This window comes from Pseudomonas orientalis (assembly GCF_002934065.1).
Lineage (GTDB): Bacteria > Pseudomonadota > Gammaproteobacteria > Pseudomonadales > Pseudomonadaceae > Aquipseudomonas > Aquipseudomonas orientalis_A.
The window spans coordinates 24,807-38,530 of the sequence record NZ_CP018049.1 but is presented as its reverse complement, the minus strand read 5'-3'; the positions used below and the strand labels follow the sequence as shown (position 1 = coordinate 38,530).

Here is a 13,724-nt window from a genome sequence, read left to right as displayed (position 1 = left end):
CTAGGCTTGTGGGGTGACATGCCGTCACCCCACAAGCACTTCATGCCTCTTGTCGTCTAACTGCCTCTGCAAGCCCCCGCAGTTCTTGCCTCCCGGTCGTTAAGTTAGCTGCATCAGAAGTCATCTTTGGCTCTTAAGGAGTACATCATGGCATTTGATCTCATCACGTCTTCAGACCCCCGTCATTCCACCTTGCAGAAAGGCTTCAACCTGCGTTGGCCATTGGGCAACGTACAGGGTGAGTCGTCGCCCAATGGCGCGAATCGTATCTACCTGTGCCACAGTCCCCAGGACATCATCGACGCCGCCGCCGAGGCGCTGGCGATCACCCACGGCCGTATAACGGTTCGAAGCGGTGGTCACTGCTACGAAGGTTTCGTCTCCAACAGGATGCCCGGCAACAGCGACGAGGTGCTATCGATTCTGGATATCAGCCCGCTGAATCAAGTGGTCTACGCTGCCGACGGGCAACTCGCTTCCGCGCTGGTGCCCGCGCGGCCCGAACGCTACAGCTTTCGCCTGGAGGCCGGTGCGCAGAATTGGGACGCCTATGTCAGGTTGTACAAGCTGGCCAATAAAACACTGCCGGGCGGCTCGTGCTATTCGGTAGGCCTGGGCGGGCATATCTGCGGAGGCGGCTATGGGTTGCTGTCACGCAAACATGGCCTGGTGTGCGATTGGCTGCACGGCGTGGACATGTTGGTGCCCAATGCACAGGGCAGCGGACTGACACCCGTGCATGTCTCGCGAGACAGCACAGACCCTGACGAGCTGGACCTCTTCGCGGCGTGTTGCGGCGCAGGCGGCGGTCAGTTCGGCATCATCACCAGCTATTACTTCAAGGCATTGCCCGAGGCGCCGAAGGAGGTGCTCTGGCTGGCGCTGGAATGGGACTGGTCGCTGCTGACCGAGAAGTCCAGGCTCGACAATCTGCTTATCGCCTATCAAGACTGGTTCGCCGTTAACCAGAGCAATCCCGACACGTGGGGGTTGGCGACCAAGCTGGAGATGCGCCACCCAAACACCGGCAATGTGACCCTGGGCGTTCACTACGTTGATCGGGCTGGAGGGCTGGAAGATCAGGCGCCCTTTGAAGATTTCGTCGCCAAAATGCTCGCTGCCATTGGCCTGCCCGCGACGGAATGCCTGGTGCCGTTTTACATCGTGCATATGCCAAGCGGCGGTGCCAGCGGACGCGCCATCAAAGCATTGCCTGACGCATTAGCGGCCACGCGACGCCTGGATTGGCTGGTGTGCCAGCAAACCTTAAATGGTTCAGGGGACAATCTGCGCGGGCGCTACAAGTCGGCCTACCAGAAGGGCGAATTCACCCCTCAGGTGCTCCAGGCGATCTGGGACACGCTGCACTGGGACGACCCCGATCAATACCTGACCCAGAGCCTGATACAAATCCAGTCGTTTGGCGGGCGCATCAACGAGGCCACACCGGCGGTTCGCAAGGAGTCGTCGGCCTCACAGCGCTCGTCCTACCTGAAGTGGCAACCGCAGTGCTATTGGCAGGAGGCCGGCGAGGCGGCGGACCAGGCCCACGCCCGATGGATTCAGGGACTGTTTTTCAACGCCTTCGCCAATGACCAGGGTGTGCCCCTCAATGACCAGTTCGAGGGCTGCTATATCAACTATCCGGACCTGGACATGACTCATGAGGACGGCAACCCGGCCAGGCCGAAAAACCCGTACTGGTACAAGATTTTCGTCCCCGACCTCATGATCGAAAGCCGCCTGCGCCGCACCAAGCGGCATTGGGACCCGCACAACGTGTTCCGTAACGAGATGTCCGTGCCGTGAACAGGTAAGGAAGGCGACCCCAGGGTCGCCTTGTTTCACAGCTCAATCCGCTCGACCTTGCCCACCAGCAACACGTAGGAAAGCGCGCCCAGCAACGCCAGCACCGCGATATAGGTGATGGCCGGGGCAAACGAATCACCGCTGGCGAGAAAACCAATCACGATCGGCGTGGCAATGGCCGACAGGTTGCCGATGAAATTGAACACGCCACCGGTCAGCCCCAGCAAACGTGCAGGCGCAAGCGTGGACACCAGCGACCAGGTGATCGACGCCAGGCCATTGCCGAAGAACGCTACCGCCAGGAACGCAATCACCCAGGCGGTGGAATCCACGTAGTTGGCGCCGATGATCGCCGTGGAAATCAGCAGCCCGCCGATGATCGGCAATTTGCGCGCAAAGCCTACCGACGCGCCCCGGCGAATCAGCCAGTCGGAAAAAATCCCGGAGCACAGCACCCCGACGAACGCCGCCAGAAACGGCAGTGAGGCGAGCAGACCGGACTTGATGAAGTCCATGCCGCGGTACTTCACCAGGTAGGTCGGGAACCAGGTCAGGAAAAACCACAGGGTGGAGTTCAGGCAGAACTGCCCCAGGTAGATGCCCCACAACTTGCGCTTGCTCAGCACAATGCCCAGGTCGACCCAACTGAACGGTGCCTTGTTGGCTTTTTCCTGCATATCCACTAGGCCGCCGCCCTCACGGATCAACTGGATTTCCGCCGCGTTGGCGCCTTTGAAATCCTTTGGCTCGCGGTATACCGCGTACCAGATCAGCGCCCATAAGATACCGACGCCACCGGTGGCGACGAACACCATGTGCCAGCCGAATGCATGCTGCAGCCAGGCGAGCACGGGGGTGAGAAACGCCAGCCCGACAAACTGGCCGGAGGTGTAAACGCCAATCGCCGTGGCGCGCTCACGCTCGGGAAACCAGGTGGTCACCACTCGGCTGTTGATCGGGTAGGCCGGTGCTTCCAGGGCGCCGACCGCCATGCGCAGCACAAACAACGCAATGAAGCTGGCGGCAAAGCCGAGCATGACGGTGGCGATGGACCACAACAGCAGGGCGGCGGTGTAGAGAATGCGCGGGGGCACACGGTCGACCAGCCAGCCGCCAGGGATCTGCATCGCAGCGTAGGTCCAGCCGAACGCCGAGAAAATCAGTCCGACATGGACCGGGTCGATGCCCAGCTCGCTGGTCAGCGCCGGGGCGGCAATCGACAGGTTACTGCGGTCGAGGTAGTTGATCACCACGGTGATGAACAGCAGCACCATGATGAAAAAGCGCTTTCGGCTGGGCGTGACTAAAGAAGCCTGTCCGGTGAGGGATTCAGGGTGCATGGGGAGGTGCCTCTTTTTATGTTTATTGAGGTCTGAAAAACTGAGCTGACTGAAGAAACCGGATCAAATGTGGGAGGGGGCTTGCCCCCGATTGCGGTGTGTCATCCACTGATGTACTGGCTGTTCCACCGCCATCGGGGGCAAGCCCCCTCCCACATTTTTGACCACATTTCAGGCAGTCAACATCACCACTCGGCGAAACTGCCGTCGGCGTGGCGCCAGATCGGGTTGCGCCAGCGATGGCCGATGGCCGCGCGCTCGACCACGTATTCCTCGTTGATCTCGATGCCCAGGCCCGGGCCGTTGGGGATCTTCACGAAGCCCTGGTCATAATCGAACACGCCTGGATCGCGCACGTAGTCGAGCAGATCGTTGCTCTCGTTGTAGTGAATGCCCAGGCTCTGTTCCTGGATAAACGCGTTGTAGCACACCGCATCCAATTGCAGGCAGGCCGCCAGGGCAATCGGGCCCAGCGGGCAGTGCAGGGCCAGGGCCACGTCGTAGGCTTCGGCCATGTTGGCGATCTTGCGGGTTTCGGTGATGCCGCCGGCGTGGGACGCATCCGGCTGAATGATGTCGACATAGCCTTCACTGAGCACGCGCTTGAAATCCCAGCGCGAGAACAGGCGCTCGCCCAGGGCAATCGGGGTGCTGGTCAGGGGGGCCAGTTCCTTGAGGGCTTCGTAGTTTTCGCTGAGCACCGGTTCTTCGATGAACATCAGCTTGTACGGGTCCAGTTCCTTCATCAGCACCTTGGCCATGGGCTTGTGCACGCGGCCATGAAAATCGACGCCAATGCCGACATTAGGGCCGACCGCATCGCGCACGGCAGCGACGTTGGCCAGGGCCAGGTCGACTTTTTCGAAGCTGTCGACGAACTGCAGCTCTTCGGTGCCGTTCATTTTCACCGCAGTGAAACCACGGGCCACAGCCTCTTTGGCCGCGCGGGCCGTGTCGGCCGGGCGGTCGCCACCAATCCACGAATACACACGGATCTTGTCACGCACCTGACCGCCCAGCAGGTCGCTGACGGACACGCCCAGGGCCTTGCCCTTGATGTCCCACAACGCCTGGTCGATACCGGCCAGGGCGCTCATGTGCACAGCGCCACCGCGGTAGAAGCCGCCACGGTAGAGCACGGTCCAGATGTCTTCGATATTGCGTGGGTCTTTACCGATCAGGTAGTCGGACAATTCTTCGACGGCAGCGGCCACGGTGTGGGCGCGACCTTCAACCACGGGCTCACCCCAGCCGGTGACGCCCTGGTCGGTTTCGACCTTGAGGAAGCACCAGCGCGGCGGGACGATGAAGGTCGTCAGTTTGGTGATTTTCATCTGTTGTCTCTCTTATAGATGCAGCGCCAGCAGGCGCGGAACTTGAAGTCAGCTCAAAGCTTTCCAGGCCGCGACATAAGCCTGGGCGCGGCTCGCAACCTGCTCGACGGTCATACCCGGCTTGAACAAGCCGGACCCCAGCCCGAAGCCTTTGGCACCGGCGTCGGTGAACACTTGCATATTGTCCGGCGTGATACCGCCCACCGGCAGCAGCAACGTGCCCGCCGGCAATACCGCAAGCCACGCCTTGATCACCGCCGGGGCCATTTGCTCGGCCGGAAACAGTTTCAATACGTCGGCGCCTTCGGCCAGTGCGGCAAAGGCTTCGGTCGGCGTGGCGACGCCCGGCGACAGATACAAGCCCGCCGCTTTCGCCGCCCGCAATACCCTGGCATCGCTGTGGGGCATCACGATCACCTGGCCGCCGGCGGCCTTGACCTGCTCGACCTGCTCGGGCGTCAGCACCGTACCGGCACCAATCAGGCAATCGGCGGGCAGACTGTCGCGCAGGATGCGGATGCTGGTGTAGGGGTCCGGCGAGTTAAGCGGCACTTCGATGACGCGAAAACCGGCCTGGTACAGCGCCTGGCCGACGGCCTCGGCTTCGTCCGGGCGCACACCGCGCAGGATCGCGATCAGACCGTTTTGTGCGAGTGCTGTTTTAAGCATGTCAGGCCTCCGTTACAGGTTGAGTGAGCCCGGCCGCCACGGCCAGTTGCCACAAACCGCGCTCGCTGGCGGCCTGCGCCAGGCTGACGTCGGTGAAGCCGCACAGCGCGAGGGCACGTTGATAGCGGGCGCAGAGGGGGGCGGCACCGACCAGGACGATCGGCTTGGATTTTGCGTTGTCGGATAAACCGGCCAGTTCATGACCGATCAACAGGCCGGACAGGTAGTCAGGCTGCTGCTCGGGCGTCAGTTGGGCAGTCAGGCCAAGGGTGCGGGCACTGAACAGCGTCGAGAGCACACCGCGCCGGCCATCTGCCGAAAGCGCCACATGCACGCCGCGGTCAAACGCCTCGGTCTGGAAATGTTCCGATGATTGCTGGGTACGCCCCAGGATGCTGTGCTGGCTCAAGACGGCGAACAGCTCACCGGTCATGAAGGTGTCGAAGTGAGTGATACAGCCTTCGACGACCTCGACCCATTTGGAATGGCTGCCCGGCAGGCCAATCAGTACGTCGCTCGCAAGCCCTCGCAGCACACCGAGCACCTGGGTTTCTTCGCCGCGCATCACATTGGGCAGGCCGCCCTGCTCGATCACGCCCGGCACGATATGCACATCAACCCCACGCACGCTACGCACCTTATGCAGCGCCTGGCCCAGGCTCGCCACATCCACCGGGGTGTTGCGATAAGCCGCTTCGCTCCAACCCTGTGCGCTGCCGACCATGCCGCAGGCAATCACCGGCAGGTCGGGCTGGGCGTCGAGCCAGTCCCCACAGGCGGTGTCGAAGGCCAGCTCGAAACCATTGCTGCAGCGCACGCCTGCAATGTCACGCGGCTCGCTGGGCAAATGCATGATGCCCGACGCCAGTGAGCGTTGTTCCAGCACCACGCCGGCGGGGCCTAGTTTGTAAGCACGAAGGGAGCTGGTTCCCCAATCGAGCGCGATCAATTGCGCCTGCATCGCTTCACCTGAAATGAGTGGGTGCTGAAAAAAGCAGATGGGCGAATATAAACCTAAGCTTTGTAATATCTCAATATATAAATATCAATCCCATATATTGGGAGGATGATGCGTAAAATCTTACATTTCCTTGAGAAAATGAACATTGCATCAATGTAAACAGGTTAAAAAACAGTCAAGTCCAGCTCGCGCATCGCACCCATCCAGATCGCGTAATCGGTGTGGTCCTTCAGGTCATCGCCCGTCTCGGGGTGCAGGAACACCACCAGACCATCGCGGTGCAGCGCCAGCCACGGCAGCACCACGCCAATGTATTCCGGCTCGAATGCCAACTGGCAGCTCCAGTCCGGGTGCGGGCCCACCGCACGCTCATGCACACGCCCCATGCGCAGCGGGAACAGCGCCGCCGCGTCTTCACACAAGGTGCGCGCCTGGTCGAGGGTGCTGGCATCGAAGTAGATATGGGCGTGATAGCCCTTGATACGTTGCATGACGGACTCCGGATCCACTGTGCGCCGATCCTAGACCGCAATCGACGGCAGGGCCAGTCCGGTCAATGACTGCGCACTGCTGGCCTGCTCCGCCACCAGCCAATCGACAAACCGTTCGACCAACTGCCCGCGGCGCTTGCGCTGTGGCTGCACCACGTAATAGCCGAAGCGCGAGACCACCGTGTCGCTGATCGGCCTGCACAGCCAGTTCTGCTCCAGCAGGTTGTCCACCAGGTGGCGCCAGCCGATCGCGACGCCCTGGCCGGCAATAGCCGCCTGAATCAGCAGCGTGTAATTGTCGAAACGCAACTGGCCAGGGGTGGGCGCGGCGCTGATACCCAGCTCGCGAAACACACCGGCCCAATCGAACCATTGGCGGCTGTTTTCCTGGCGCAAGTGCAGCAGGGGGTAGTCCGGCAGGGTCTGCACCGTCAGCGCTGTGGCCTGGTTCTTGAGCCACTGCGGGCTGCACACCGGGAACACTTCCTCGTTGAACAACCAGAGGCTGCCGCCTTGCTTGAAACGGCCATCGCCAAACAGCACCGCCACGTCGATGTCGCTGCGCAGGCTGGCGTGGTTGCGCTCGCTGGTCACCAGGCTCACGTCAACCTGCGGGTTGGCCTCGTGGAACCGATGCAGGCGCGGCATCAGCCAGTAGGCGGCAAAGGCGAAGTCGGTGGCCACTTGCAGCACTTCGTGCTGGTCCTGCCGGGTGACGGTGCTCAGGCCCAGGTTGATGGTTTGCAGGCCGGCTTGCACGTGTTCGAACAACAGGGCGCCTGCGTCGGTCAATTCGATGCCACGGTAGATGCGGTCGAACAAGCGGATCGCCAACTGCTCTTCAAGCCGTTTGATCTGTTGACTGATCGCCGGTTGGGTGGTGCCCAGCTCTATTGCGGCGGCGGTAAAACTGCGCTGCCGCGCAGCCGCTTCGAATGCGCGCAGCAGATCGAGGGGGAGGTCACCGAGCGCTTCATACATAAGCTGTGCTTATCCTAGACATTGTCTTTCATGGGCTTTACCACGTTTTCAGCGGCCCGCATGCTCATTGGCATAAACACTGCCTATGGAATGCCGAGAAACCATGAAGCGCAAGAACATTCTTTTCATTATGGCCGATCAAATGGCCGCGCCGATGCTGCCATTCTACGGGCCTTCCCCGATCAAATTGCCGAACCTGAGCCGCCTCGCCGAACAGGGCGTGGTCTTCGACGCCGCCTATTGCAACAGCCCGCTGTGCGCGCCTTCGCGCTTTACGCTGGTCAGCGGCCAGTTGCCGAGCAAGATTGGCGCCTACGACAACGCGGCGGATTTTCCCGCCGATGTGCCGACCTACGCCCACTACCTGCGTCGCCTCGGCTACCGCACCGCGCTGTCGGGCAAGATGCACTTCTGCGGTCCCGACCAGTTGCACGGCTATGAAGAGCGCCTGACCAGCGATATCTACCCGGCCGACTATGGCTGGGCGGTGAACTGGGACGAACCGGATGTACGCCCCACCTGGTATCACAACATGGCCTCGGTGCTGCAAGCCGGGCCATGCGTGCGCACCAACCAGCTGGATTTCGACGAAGAAGTGGTGTTCAAGGCCCAGCAGTACCTGTTCGACCATATTCGCGAAGACGGTGATCGGCCGTTCTGCCTGACCGTGTCGATGACCCACCCCCACGATCCGTACACCATTCCCAAACCATTCTGGGACCTGTACGACGACAGCGACATTCCCCTGCCAGCAACGCCGCCCCAGGGCGATCTCGACCCGCACTCCCAGCGCTTGCTCAAGGTCTACGACCTGTGGGACAAGCCGCTGCCTGTGGATAAGATCCGCGATGCACGGCGTGCCTATTTCGGCGCATGCAGCTACATCGACAGCAACGTCGGCAAGCTGCTGCAAACCCTGGAAGACACCGGCCTGGCCGAGGACACCCTCATCATTTTCTCCGGCGACCACGGCGACATGCTGGGCGAGCGCGGCCTCTGGTACAAAATGCACTGGTTCGAAATGGCCGCCCGCGTGCCGTTGTTGATCAGTGCGCCGGGGCAATTTGCGGTGCGCCGTGTGACCCAGGCCGTCTCGACCGCCGACCTGTTGCCCACCCTGGTGGAGTTGGCCGGCGGCGAGCTGGACCCGCGCCTGCCCCTGGATGGCCGTTCGCTGCTGCCACACTTGCAAGGCGAGGGTGGGCACGACGAAGTGTTTGGCGAATACATGGCCGAAGGCACCATCAGCCCGCTGATGATGATTCGCCGGGGCGCCTACAAATTCATCTACAGCGAAGACGACCCTTGTCTACTGTTCGATGTACACAACGACCCGCACGAGCGGGAGAACCTCAGCCAGTCACCGGAGCACCGGCCACTGTTCGAGGCGTTTTTAAACGAGGCGCGGGCCAAGTGGGACATCCCGGCGATCCACCAACAGGTGCTCGCCAGCCAACGCCGCCGTCGCCTGGTGTTCGAAGCTCTGACCCAGGGCAAGCTCAAGAGCTGGGATCACCAGCCACTGGTGGACGCCAGTCAGCAGTACATGCGCAACCATATCGACCTCGACGACCTGGAGCGCAAGGCACGTTATCCACAACCCTGCCAACACTAAAAAATACAGAGGGAAGGCCATGCAAAAGTTAACGGTAGTGCTGGGCATCCTGGCGTTGAGCAGCGCCAATGCATTTGCGGACTCGAGTTGCGAAACGGTGAAAATGGCCGATCCCGGTTGGAGCGACATTGCGGCGACCAACGCCATCACCGGTTTTCTGCTGACCGGCATGGGCTACACGGCCAAGGTCGACACCCTGGCCGTGCCAATTACCTTTGGCGGGCTCAAGGATGGCCAGGTTGACGTATTCATGGGCAACTGGATGCCGGCGCAGCAGGGCTTCTACGACAAGTTCGTGGCCAATGGCGATGTCGTGCAACTGGCCAAGAACCTCGACGGCACCGAGTTCACCCTCGCCGTGCCGGACTACGTGTGGGACGCGGGCGTGCATGATTTTGCCGACCTGAATAAATTCGCCGACCGGTTCGGCAAGAAGATCTACGGCATCGGCTCCGGCGCGCCGGCGAATATCTCGCTGCAGGAGATCATCAAGAAGAATGACTTTGACCTCGGCCAGTGGAAGCTGGTGGAGTCGAGTGAACAGGCAATGCTCGCCGAAGTTTCGCGAGCGGTGAAGAAACAGCGCTTCGTCACCTTCCTCGGCTGGACGCCGCACCCCATGAACGTGCAGCTGAAAATGCACTACCTCACAGGCGGCGAGCAGTATTTCGGCAGCACCGGCAGCGTCTATACCTTGACCCGCAAAGGCTATGCGCAAGCCTGTCCGAATGTGGGAAAACTGCTGACCAACCTGAGTTTCACCCAGGACATGGAGAACAGCATCATGGCTGACGTGGCCAACAACAAGGTCAGCAATGCCGAAGCTGCCAAGGCGTGGATCAAGGCCAACCCGGCGGTATTGGACAAGTGGCTGGAAGGCGTGAAAACCCTGGATGGCAAGGATGCGTTGGCAGCGGTAAAAGCCAACCTCTAAGACACACCACGATTCAAATGTGGGAGGGGGCTTGCTCCCTCCCACAAGGATGAATGTGTACTGATACCCTGAGCACAACCTTTAATCCGAGCCTGCGATGCCCCGGCCCAACCGCCACACACTGGTCCCATTCCTCAAATGGCTGCCGCGCCAAACCCGCGCCAGCGTCGGCCGGGATGCCGTCGTCGGCCTCAGCGGGGCCGTGCTCGCGCTGCCACAGTCGATTGCCTACGCACTGATCGCCGGGCTCCCACCGGAATACGGGCTGTACGCGGCCATCATTCCGGTGTTGATCGCGTGCCTGTGGGGCTCGTCCTGGCACCTGATCTGCGGTCCTACGGCAGCCATTTCCATCGTGCTTTACGCCAGTATCAGCCCGCTGGCGGTGCCGGGTTCCCAGGATTACATCACCTTGATCCTGCTGCTGACCGTCCTCGCCGGCGTGTTCCAGTGGTTGCTGGGCCTGCTGCGCTTCGGCGCGCTGGTGAATTTCATCTCCCATTCCGTGGTGCTCGGTTTCACTCTTGGTGCCGCGGTGGTCATCGCTCTGGGGCAGTTGCCCAACCTGCTGGGGCTGGACCTGCCGAGCCAGGCCACCGCGATCAACAGCCTGCTGGCGCTGCTCGAGCATGCCGGCGAGTGGGACCGCGCCTCGCTCATCCTGGGCCTGGGCACCTTGCTGGTCGGCGCACTGCTCAAATACCTGGTGCCACGTTGGCCGAGCCTGTTGATCGCCCTGGCCCTGGGCAGCCTCGCCACATGGCTGTGGCCGGCGCTGTTCGGGCAGGTGGCGTTGGTCAGTTCGTTCATCGGCAAGCTGCCACCCTTGCGCCCGTTGCCCATGGACCTGGACACGATCCTGCGCCTGCTGCCGAGCGCCGTGGCGGTGGGCATGCTGGGGCTGGTGACCAGCCTGTCGATTGCTCGCTCACTGTCGGCCCGTTCCCAGCAACTGCTCGACGCCAATCAGGAAGTTCGTGCCCAGGGTTTATCCAATATCATCGGCGGATTTTTCTCCGGGTATCTGTCGGCAGGTTCCTTCACCCGTTCCGGTCTCAGTTATGAGGCGGGTGCGCGCTCGCCATTGGCCGGCGTGTTTTCCGCACTCTGGGTGGCGCTGTTTGCGCTGTTTGGCGCAGGGTTGATCGCGCACATTCCGATCCCGAGCATGGCGGCAAGTATCCTGTTGATCTGCTGGGGGCTGGTGGACCACCGCGGCATCCGTGCGTTGTACCGCGTGAGCCGCGCCGAATTCGTGGTGATGGCGCTGACGTGTGTGGCGACCTTGCTGCTGGAGCTGCAAACAGCCATTTATGCCGGGGTGCTGGCGTCGCTGTTTTTCTACCTCAAGCGCACCTCGCAACCCCGTGTGCAGCAATGGCGCGACGGTGACTCTGATGTCTTGCGCGTGGGTGGCTCGATCTTTTTTGGCGCCAGCCACTACCTGCAGGTGCGCCTGCAACGCTTGCAGGGCGAGCGGGTCGTGATCGAGGCGCAGCAGATCAACTTTATCGACTACTCCGGGGTCGAGATGCTGCACCAGGAAGCGCGGCGGTTGGCGGGGTTGGGGCGTAGCCTGACCTTGCGCGGGGCCCGGCCGCAGGTGGTTGAAGAGTTGAAGAAGCTGGAAGGGCCAGACAGGTGCCCCATCCATTTCGAAGACTAATGCGATCAAAGTGTGGGAGGGGGCTTGCCCCCGGTAGCGGTGCTTCAGCCAACACATGGGTAGCTGACAGACCGCAATCGGGGGCAAGCCCCCTCCCACATTTGGATATATGTCAGGCTAACTGGCGGCGCAGCTCGGCCAGTACCGGCGCCGACTCCGGGCGTACGCCGCGCCACAGAAAGAACGCTTCGGCCGCCTGCTCAACCAGCATGCCCAATCCATCCATCGCTATCGCCGCACCCTGCTCATCGGCCCAGCGACAGAAAGCGGTCGGCGCCTTGGCGTACATCATGTCGTAGCAGAACGTCTTGCCCGGTTCGATCAAACTGCCCGCAATCGGCGGTACGTCGCCTGACAAGCTGGCGGACGTGGCGTTGATAATCACGTCCACCGGCTCACGCAGCCAGTCGAAACCACTGGCGGACACCGGCCCCAGGTCGTTGAACAGCTCGGCCAGGCCTTCGGCTTTTTCCACGGTGCGGTTGGCAATGATCAGTGAGGCGGGTTTTTCGGCCAGCAACGGTTCCAACGCGCCGCGTACCGCGCCACCGGCGCCCAGCAACAGGATACGCTTGCCTTGCAGGTCCAGCCCGGCGTTGACCCTGAGGTCGCGCACCAGGCCTGCGCCGTCGGTGTTATCACCCAGCAACGTGCCATCGGCCAGCTTGCTCAGTGTATTCACCGCGCCGGCGCGTTGGGCGCGCTCGGTGAGGCTGTCGGCCAGCCGGAAAGCGTCTTCCTTGAACGGCACGGTGACATTCGCACCACGACCGTGTTGAAAGAACTCACGGGCGCAGCCGATGAAATCCTCCAGCGGCGCGAGCAATGTGCTGTAGTCCATCTGCTCGCCGGTCTGCTCGGCGAACAGGCGGTGAATCAACGGTGACTTGCTGTGGCCGATAGGGTTGCCGAAGACGACATAGCGATCCATCACACGGCCGCCTTGGGCGCAGCCAGGCCGAGCCAGTCGCGGTCCTGCAGGAAATAGTCGGTAAGGCGCGCTTCTTCGCTGCCGGCCTCGGCTTTCCAGTCATAGCTCCAGCGCACCTGCGGCGGCAGCGACATCAGGATCGACTCGGTACGCCCGCCCGACTGCAGGCCGAACAGGGTGCCACGGTCATAGACGAGGTTGAACTCAACGTAGCGGCCCCGGCGGAACTCCTGGAACTGACGCTGCTGTTCGGTATAAGCCATTGCCTGGCGGCGCTGCATGATCGGCAGGTAGGCCTCGATGTAGGCATCACCGATGGCGCGGATGAAGGCGAAGCAGGTGTCGAAGCCCCATTCGTTCAAGTCATCGAAAAACAGGCCACCGATGCCACGTGGCTCGTTGCGGTGCTTGATATGGAAATAGGTGTCGCACCAGGCTTTATAACGCGGGTAAACGTCCGCACCGAACGGCGCACAGGCCTGCTCGGCCACGCGATGCCAGTGGATGCAGTCTTCTTCGTTGCCGTAATAGGGCGTCAGGTCAAAGCCGCCGCCAAACCACCACACCGGCTCTTCGCCTTCCTTTTCAGCAATGAAAAAGCGCACATTGGCGTGGGAAGTCGGTATGTGCGGGTTATAGGGATGGATCACCAGCGATACGCCCAGCGCCTCGAAGCCGCGACCGGCCAGTTCAGGGCGATGGGCACTGGCGGACGGGGGCAAGCCGCTGCCAAACACGTGGGAAAAATTGACGCCGCCTTTTTCGATGACCGACCCGTTTTCAATCACACGGGTGCGACCGCCGCCACCGGCAGGCCGGGTCCAGGCGTCTTCGATAAAGCGCGTGTCCGTTTCGAAGGTTTCCAGGGCGCTGCAAATGCGGTCTTGCAGGTCGAGCAGGTAGGCTTTTACAGCCTCGGTGCGAGTAGTCATGGCATCACCTTGAATCGGGCAAAGCTACGCGAGGCCATTGGGCATCGGCGGCAAATGGGCG

12 protein-coding genes are annotated in these 13,724 nt (G+C 61.7%); 4 read left to right on the top strand and 8 right to left on the bottom strand.

Going from position 1 to position 13,724, the window contains the following annotated elements; all coding sequences use genetic code 11:
- The first annotated feature begins 147 nt into the window (after nucleotides 1-147).
- Nucleotides 148-1,809 (top strand): FAD-dependent oxidoreductase, encoded by a 1,662-nt coding sequence (locus tag BOP93_RS00170; protein ID WP_104501148.1) that lies wholly within the window; start codon nucleotides 148-150, stop codon nucleotides 1,807-1,809.
- 35 nt (nucleotides 1,810-1,844) lie between these two features.
- Here BOP93_RS00170 and BOP93_RS00165 read toward each other — a convergent pair whose 3' ends face one another.
- From BOP93_RS00165 to BOP93_RS00140, 6 genes are all read right to left on the bottom strand, one after another.
- A complete protein-coding gene (locus tag BOP93_RS00165) occupies nucleotides 1,845-3,149 on the bottom strand; it encodes an MFS transporter (RefSeq protein ID WP_104501147.1) in 1,305 nt (434 codons plus the stop codon).
- Between the two features lie 185 nt (nucleotides 3,150-3,334).
- On the bottom strand, nucleotides 3,335-4,483 hold the full coding sequence (dgoD, locus tag BOP93_RS00160) for a galactonate dehydratase (RefSeq protein ID WP_003187297.1): 1,149 nt from the start codon (nucleotides 4,481-4,483) through the stop codon (nucleotides 3,335-3,337).
- A gap of 48 nt (nucleotides 4,484-4,531) precedes the next feature.
- Nucleotides 4,532-5,152, bottom strand: coding sequence for a 2-dehydro-3-deoxy-6-phosphogalactonate aldolase (locus BOP93_RS00155; protein ID WP_104501146.1), 621 nt, complete (start codon nucleotides 5,150-5,152; stop codon nucleotides 4,532-4,534).
- A gap of 1 nt (nucleotide 5,153) precedes the next feature.
- Nucleotides 5,154-6,113: a 2-dehydro-3-deoxygalactonokinase gene (locus BOP93_RS00150; protein ID WP_104501145.1), complete on the bottom strand. Its 960-nt coding sequence runs from the start codon at nucleotides 6,111-6,113 to the stop codon at nucleotides 5,154-5,156.
- Nucleotides 6,114-6,277: 164 nt separating this feature from the next.
- Complete coding sequence (locus tag BOP93_RS00145; RefSeq protein ID WP_104501144.1) at nucleotides 6,278-6,604, bottom strand: DOPA 4,5-dioxygenase family protein; 327 nt, start codon at nucleotides 6,602-6,604, stop codon at nucleotides 6,278-6,280.
- A 30-nt stretch (nucleotides 6,605-6,634) separates the two neighbouring features.
- Nucleotides 6,635-7,585 carry a choline sulfate utilization transcriptional regulator gene (locus tag BOP93_RS00140; RefSeq protein WP_104501143.1) on the bottom strand — a complete coding sequence of 317 codons (951 nt, stop codon included), beginning with the start codon at nucleotides 7,583-7,585 and terminating at the stop codon, nucleotides 6,635-6,637.
- A 103-nt stretch (nucleotides 7,586-7,688) separates the two neighbouring features.
- On the opposite strand from BOP93_RS00140, the gene betC reads away from it, so the two are divergent.
- From betC to BOP93_RS00125, 3 genes are all read left to right on the top strand, one after another.
- Complete coding sequence (gene betC, locus BOP93_RS00135; RefSeq protein ID WP_104501142.1) at nucleotides 7,689-9,200, top strand: choline-sulfatase; 1,512 nt, start codon at nucleotides 7,689-7,691, stop codon at nucleotides 9,198-9,200.
- A 19-nt stretch (nucleotides 9,201-9,219) separates the two neighbouring features.
- Nucleotides 9,220-10,134, top strand: a complete 915-nt coding sequence (choX, locus tag BOP93_RS00130; protein ID WP_104501141.1) for a choline ABC transporter substrate-binding protein — start codon at nucleotides 9,220-9,222, stop codon at nucleotides 10,132-10,134.
- 97 nt (nucleotides 10,135-10,231) lie between these two features.
- Entirely contained in the window at nucleotides 10,232-11,800 is a 1,569-nt protein-coding gene (locus BOP93_RS00125; protein ID WP_104501140.1) for a SulP family inorganic anion transporter, read from the top strand.
- Nucleotides 11,801-11,912: 112 nt separating this feature from the next.
- Here the strand turns inward: BOP93_RS00125 and aroE are convergent, their stop codons facing one another.
- A complete protein-coding gene (gene aroE, locus BOP93_RS00120; protein ID WP_104501139.1) occupies nucleotides 11,913-12,731 on the bottom strand; it encodes a shikimate dehydrogenase in 819 nt (272 codons plus the stop codon).
- On the bottom strand, nucleotides 12,731-13,663 hold the full coding sequence (gene hemF / locus BOP93_RS00115) for an oxygen-dependent coproporphyrinogen oxidase (protein ID WP_104501138.1): 933 nt from the start codon (nucleotides 13,661-13,663) through the stop codon (nucleotides 12,731-12,733). Before hemF ends, aroE begins: the two co-directional genes overlap by 1 nt.
- Nucleotides 13,664-13,724: the final 61 nt, after the last annotated feature.

Bases quoted from the DNA above. Each gene is read 5' to 3' on its own strand.
- BOP93_RS00140 (WP_104501143.1), bottom strand. From the start codon at position 7,585: ATGTATGAAGCGCTCGGTGACCTCCCCCTCGATCTGCTGCGCGCATTC.
- BOP93_RS00170 (WP_104501148.1), top strand. From the start codon at position 148: ATGGCATTTGATCTCATCACGTCTTCAGACCCCCGTCATTCCACCTTG.
- BOP93_RS00155 (WP_104501146.1), bottom strand. From the start codon at position 5,152: ATGCTTAAAACAGCACTCGCACAAAACGGTCTGATCGCGATCCTGCGC.
- BOP93_RS00165 (WP_104501147.1), bottom strand. From the start codon at position 3,149: ATGCACCCTGAATCCCTCACCGGACAGGCTTCTTTAGTCACGCCCAGC.
- betC (WP_104501142.1), top strand. From the start codon at position 7,689: ATGAAGCGCAAGAACATTCTTTTCATTATGGCCGATCAAATGGCCGCG.
- hemF (WP_104501138.1), bottom strand. From the start codon at position 13,663: ATGACTACTCGCACCGAGGCTGTAAAAGCCTACCTGCTCGACCTGCAA.
- dgoD (WP_003187297.1), bottom strand. From the start codon at position 4,483: ATGAAAATCACCAAACTGACGACCTTCATCGTCCCGCCGCGCTGGTGC.
- BOP93_RS00150 (WP_104501145.1), bottom strand. From the start codon at position 6,113: ATGCAGGCGCAATTGATCGCGCTCGATTGGGGAACCAGCTCCCTTCGT.
- BOP93_RS00145 (WP_104501144.1), bottom strand. From the start codon at position 6,604: ATGCAACGTATCAAGGGCTATCACGCCCATATCTACTTCGATGCCAGC.
- BOP93_RS00125 (WP_104501140.1), top strand. From the start codon at position 10,232: ATGCCCCGGCCCAACCGCCACACACTGGTCCCATTCCTCAAATGGCTG.
- choX (WP_104501141.1), top strand. From the start codon at position 9,220: ATGCAAAAGTTAACGGTAGTGCTGGGCATCCTGGCGTTGAGCAGCGCC.
- aroE (WP_104501139.1), bottom strand. From the start codon at position 12,731: ATGGATCGCTATGTCGTCTTCGGCAACCCTATCGGCCACAGCAAGTCA.